Here is a 5,330-nt window from a genome sequence, read left to right as displayed (position 1 = left end):
TCTGCACTAAAATTTCTTTTTTTCATTGGAGCACCTGTGTTGTTCTGAGGTGAGCATATCACCTCTGTTCAGGTGGCCAAATTCAGTATTCCACTACAAGCTCTAAATGAAACGGCGTGTAATGTTCTTAGAGCGCAGATCGGAAATCACCATCGTTGGGTATTTGTTAAACGGAATATTAAAAATAATGAGGTAAGTAAATTAAGAGTTGATTCTAATAAAGCTTGGAACTCTGCATTAAAAAGAGCCGGAATAGAAAACTTTCGATTCCATGACTTAAGGCATACATGGGCGAGTTGGTTAGTTCAGTCCGGCGTACCTTTGTCAGCATTGCAAGAAATGGGGGGCTGGGAGTCAATAGAAATGGTCAGAAGATATGCACATCTTTCGCCAGTTCACTTAACTCAGCACGCGAAACAAATAGACTGCATATTTGAGCGTAATGGCACAAATATGGCACAAGAAGAAAGAAGGGGAATAAAGAATGCGATGTAAATGCTTGTATTTGTTGGTGGGTCGTGTAGGGCTCGAACCTACGACCAATTGATTAAGAGTCAACTGCTCTACCAACTGAGCTAACGACCCAACGGGGTGGATTATTCTCTTCTTGGTGGCAACTGTCAAATAGTTCATATTGATTTTTTCTTATTTCTCATCATCACAAATTGCGTTGTGAGCAATGTGCAATTTTGCTAACCTACACAACGAATACATCTACTCCTGCCTTATATATGCCATTTATTCAGAGCAAAAAATAGACAAAAATACATCGTACAATGATTAACGCTATCTATGCTGGTCACTCGCTATAATGAGTGCGTATGACGCCATCTTATCCACTTCAACACTCTTCAATAAGAGCCACTCAAGAGCTCACAACATCACAGATAAAAAAGGAATTGTATTAAATGGTAGACCAAACAAAAGAAGTGACAGACCTAGCTGTCACAACCGAAGATGAAGGGCTAAAACGCAACCTGACCAACCGGCACATTCAGTTGATTGCCATTGGTGGAGCCATCGGTACGGGGTTATTCATGGGTTCGGGGAAAACCATCAGTCTCGCCGGCCCTTCAATCATATTCGTTTACATGATCATTGGCTTCATGCTGTTTTTTGTCATGCGAGCTATGGGTGAACTGCTGCTGTCTGACCTGAATTATAAATCATTCAGTGATTTTGCCGCTGATTTGCTTGGCCCTTGGGCTGGCTTTTTTACTGGCTGGACATACTGGTTCTGCTGGATAGTCACAGGTATCGCGGATGTCGTAGCAATCAGCGCCTATGCCCAGTTCTGGTTCCCAGACCTCTCACAGTGGATATCTTCCCTGCTTTGCGTACTCTTACTGCTCACCTTGAATCTGGCGACAGTCAAATTGTTTGGTGAGATGGAATTTTGGTTTGCCATGATAAAAATCGTTGCCATCATTGCCCTGATTATTATTGGCGTCGTGTTGGTAATGATAAACTTTCCTTCTCCTTCGGGTTCCATCGCTTCATTTAATAATCTATGGAATGACGGTGGAATGTTCCCGAAAGGGCTGAGCGGATTTTTCGCCGGATTTCAGATAGCTGTATTTGCCTTCGTCGGTATTGAACTGGTAGGCACTACCGCGGCGGAAACCAAAAACCCACGCGTCGTATTGCCCAGGGCCATCAACGCGATTCCACTGCGCATCATCATGTTTTATGTTTTTGCGTTGGTAATGATCATGACGGTCACACCCTGGCGTGCGATTGCGCCCGATCGTAGCCCATTCGTAGAGATGTTTATCTTGGTCGGTTTACCTGCTGCCGCTAGTGTAATCAACTTTGTGGTACTGACTTCTGCGGCATCATCAGCCAATAGTGGCGTATTTTCCACTAGCCGGATGCTTTTTGGATTGGCAAAACAAGGGGACTCGCCGAAACGTTTTGCCATGCTGTCTAAACGCGCGGTGCCTTCTGCTGGCTTGATGTTTTCTTGCATCTGCCTGCTTTCCGGGGTCGTGCTGATTTATTTGATCCCGAATGTAATGACCATCTTTACTTTGGTCACGACCGTTTCTGCTATTTTATTCATGTTTATCTGGAGCATCATACTCAGCGCTTATCTGGCATACCGTAAAAGACGGCCTCAGTTACACGCCAGCTCGCAATATAAAATGCCATGGGGGATATTCATGTGCTGGGTTTGTCTCGCTTTTTTTGCTTTCGTGATCGTCTTGCTTACCCTGCAACCCGATACGCTGCAAGCACTGCTGGTCACGCCACTATGGTTTATTATTCTGGCAATAACCTATCAGGTTATTCGTAAAAAAAAGCAAAAAGTATAAAATAAGCGGAAATAAGTATTATTCAATAGAGGCGCTGACTAATAATCAGCGTCTTTCTTTTTTGAGTATACTTTTCATCGGAACATCCTTTTCTCACTAATGAAGAAACTTTTATCAATAAATATCAAACAAATAATGAAGTGATGAATGATATAGTCAACCTGACGCTACCATAAAATCATTCTCGTAATGAGTGAGTAGTAATTAAATTAATATTACGCATTAATAGTTCGTTAGCTAAGCACTCGCACTCCCCAGTCCGTTTCGTCTCTTCCGCCAACTCACGTTCTATCCTGTTCGCCAGCGTATTCAGCTTGCTGTCATCCAATGTTGAGATAATCGCAGATACCAATATTTCCAATGACTTAATTTTGGCATGAAGTTCTTTTTCCCCGATCTCTTTTTCTGCCAATTTTATTAAAAGATGAGAGAGAATATTATTCATTTGAACTCCTTAATCAAAGAAATCATCGCTATATATGCCACAATACACCGACAAAATATTGGCATATAGAGGCTGTGGAAACATAACGAAGATTAATGTAACACTGGAACGAGTCACACTGCCAGCACATATCACAACTTTGAGTTCATCATATACATATTATGATGATAAAGATTAAATAGGAGATAAACGAATACATGATTTCAAAAAAAATAAAAGGCTCTTTTAATTCAGATAGCCAGTCATTGACTAAATGGCTGGCTATCTAAAATCTATACGTTTACAGATTGCCTCACCCCATTAACTGCACTTTTCGCCTGTTCGCACTGAGACAAAATGGTTTGTGCATGCGAATAAAGAATTTTCCCCGCTTCTGTGGGTGTAACTCCACGTCGGCTGCGTACCAGTAATTGCTTTTCAAGCTCACTTTCCAGCGTAGCGACCTGCTGGCTCAGCGCTGGTTGCGCAATGTGCAACAACTCGGCAGCCTGTGTCAGGCTACCTATATCAACGATCTTCACAAAGTATTTGAGCCGTCTAAGATTCATTTCTGCCTCCTGAGTAGTTACACTGAAGAAGTAGCAAGAACCGCGCCATATTTTGTGCTTATTGCAATGAAAAGAGAGAGTCACTTGATAAGCCACAGGTAAAATAAGGAAAACAAATGGTTCACAGGTCAAATCAGGTTGGCTGGCGGTGAATAATTCAGCCCTTCCCCACCCTGATTATGCACCACGTTAATGCAATCTTTGCTATTTCAAGGTGCAGACAGACTATACTGGATGGCTGTCTTTCAAATTTCAGCATCACTAACTTGCATAGTAATTTCAATGTGTTGATTATTACTTCGGCAATCAGTCCCCATAACGCATAACTCTCTTTGACAAGGTGAAGTGCTCCCGCTATTATCCCCCGCAGTTAACCGATTCCTCTGTAGTTCAGTCGGTAGAACGGCGGACTGTTAATCCGTATGTCACTGGTTCGAGTCCAGTCAGAGGAGCCAGATTGATGTTTTCATGCATCTTCACGAATCTTTATACGATTTAGATTCAATAAGTTAGTGTGAAAAGTCTTCCCGATGCATTTTCATTTCCCCCTCCGCATCGGGCAAGATTGGTGGTCTGATTTGGGGTCATTTCAGTTCGATTATGGAGTGACCACCATATGTATCTGAACGACACTAAAATCCGCAGTCTCAAGCCTTCTGAAAAACCTTTCAAAGTTTCCGATTTACACGGGCTGTACCTCTTAGTAAATCCAGGCGGTTCACGTCTCTGGTATCTCAAATATCGTATCAATGGTAAAGAATCCCGGCTTGGCTTAGGAGCTTATCCCGATGTTTCTCTGGCATACGCAAGCTGCTGGCGCCGTAAAGGAAAACAGCGGCTTCCGGCACGTTATCATCACCACTGGCTGTTCCGCAGGCGCTGAATCACAGCTGGTCGGTGGATTTTATGCATGATGCACTGACCTGTGGCCGCCGTTTCCGCACCTTTAACGTTGTGGATGACTATAACCGCGAAGCGTTGGCGATTGAAATCGACCTGAATATACCGGCACAGCGGGTGATAAGGGTACTGGATCGTATTGTTGCAGACCGGGGCTGTCCACATAAGCTACGGATGGATAACGGGCCGGAATTTATCTCTCTGGCTCTGGACGAATGGGCAGAAAGCCGGAACGTGGAGCTGGAGTTTATTAAGCCCGGAAAGCCAACGCAGAATGCATTTATTGAACGTTTTAACCGGACTTACCGAACAGAAATACTGGATTTTTATTTGTTCAGGACGCTGAATGAGGTGCGGGAACTCACAGAAAAATGGCTGAGGGAATATAACTATAAGCGCCCGCATGAGTCCCTGAATAATCTGACGACGGAAGAGTACCGGATGATGGGTGATTGCGCCGGAACCTCAAAAAGTGCATGGAACTAAAACGGGTGTCTTTACACGAGAAGCAAAAGTTCACAAAACATAACTTATATCGCGGTGTCTTGATCAATGGGGAGCTGGTCATCATCTCTATTCAAGAGCTTATAATCTCAATTTGAGCGTTTAAAAAGCGTGATTTCTCTCAGTTACATTTTCCGAGCAAAACTCAGTTATAACCATCGAAAAACTATGGAGGAGGTAGCAATTCTTAAAGTTGATTCGGCCCTTTATTAAGGAATAAATTTGATTTATGTCAAAAAATAGCATCATTTCCTTATTGACGATGAAGGTGTTCAGGAACAACATTTTAAATGTTCGATAAATATGGAACATTTGAAATGTTGTTATTGGCAGAAATGTTAAATTTTAACATAGGATAAATATGACTAATGGAAACCTCTGGCGACTCTGGCCGCTGGTCATAGGGACGTTTGCTCTTGGGCTGGATGCCTATGTGTTGGCAGGACTGTTACCTTCCATGGCGAAAGACTTGCAAACGACACAAGGCAGCATTGGCTTAGGTGTAGCATTATTCACTGCAGCCGACCCTGTAAATAATTCTGTGTAACTGCCACCGTATTAAAGGTGATCGCTCAGGCGGTCACCGAACTCGATAATAAAACGGCTCATTGCCAACCG

Annotated in this window: 2 protein-coding genes, 2 tRNA genes and 4 pseudogenes; 5 read left to right on the top strand and 3 right to left on the bottom strand. The window is 43.1% G+C overall.

The features are described 5' to 3' along the window. Positions 1-99: 99 nt before the first annotated feature. Positions 100-495, top strand: a pseudogene (locus tag DES54_RS18185) (site-specific integrase); the annotation flags it as partial. Between the two features lie 14 nt (positions 496-509). Here the strand turns inward: DES54_RS18185 and DES54_RS18180 are convergent. Continuing rightward, a tRNA-Lys gene (locus DES54_RS18180) sits at positions 510-585 on the bottom strand. 323 nt (positions 586-908) lie between these two features. Between DES54_RS18180 and cycA the strand changes: the two genes are divergently transcribed. After that, positions 909-2,315, top strand: coding sequence for a D-serine/D-alanine/glycine transporter (cycA, locus tag DES54_RS18175; protein ID WP_113869756.1), 1,407 nt, complete (start codon positions 909-911; stop codon positions 2,313-2,315). 178 nt (positions 2,316-2,493) lie between these two features. Here the strand turns inward: cycA and DES54_RS18170 are convergent, their stop codons facing one another. Together DES54_RS18170 and DES54_RS18165 are read right to left on the bottom strand one after the other, a co-directional pair. Then, positions 2,494-2,760: a sigma-S stabilization anti-adapter protein IraP gene (locus DES54_RS18170; RefSeq protein ID WP_113869754.1), complete on the bottom strand. Its 267-nt coding sequence runs from the start codon at positions 2,758-2,760 to the stop codon at positions 2,494-2,496. Positions 2,761-3,041: 281 nt separating this feature from the next. After that, positions 3,042-3,308: pseudogene (locus DES54_RS18165) on the bottom strand (LysR family transcriptional regulator); the annotation flags it as partial. 379 nt (positions 3,309-3,687) lie between these two features. Between DES54_RS18165 and DES54_RS18160 the strand changes: the two are divergent. From DES54_RS18160 to DES54_RS18155, 3 genes and pseudogenes are all read left to right on the top strand, one after another. Then, a tRNA-Asn gene (locus DES54_RS18160) sits at positions 3,688-3,763 on the top strand. Positions 3,764-3,924: 161 nt separating this feature from the next. Then, positions 3,925-4,080, top strand: a pseudogene (locus DES54_RS18725) (Arm DNA-binding domain-containing protein); the annotation flags it as partial. Between the two features lie 42 nt (positions 4,081-4,122). Continuing rightward, a pseudogene (locus DES54_RS18155) lies at positions 4,123-4,694 on the top strand (integrase core domain-containing protein); the annotation flags it as partial. Between the last annotated feature and the right edge of the window lie 636 nt (positions 4,695-5,330).

It is taken from the genome of Brenneria salicis ATCC 15712 = DSM 30166 (genome assembly GCF_003315515.1).
In the GTDB taxonomy this organism is placed as follows: Bacteria; Pseudomonadota; Gammaproteobacteria; order Enterobacterales; family Enterobacteriaceae; genus Brenneria; species Brenneria salicis.
The sequence above is the reverse complement of the archived record's forward strand: the minus strand, read 5'-3'. Positions and strand labels throughout refer to the sequence as shown.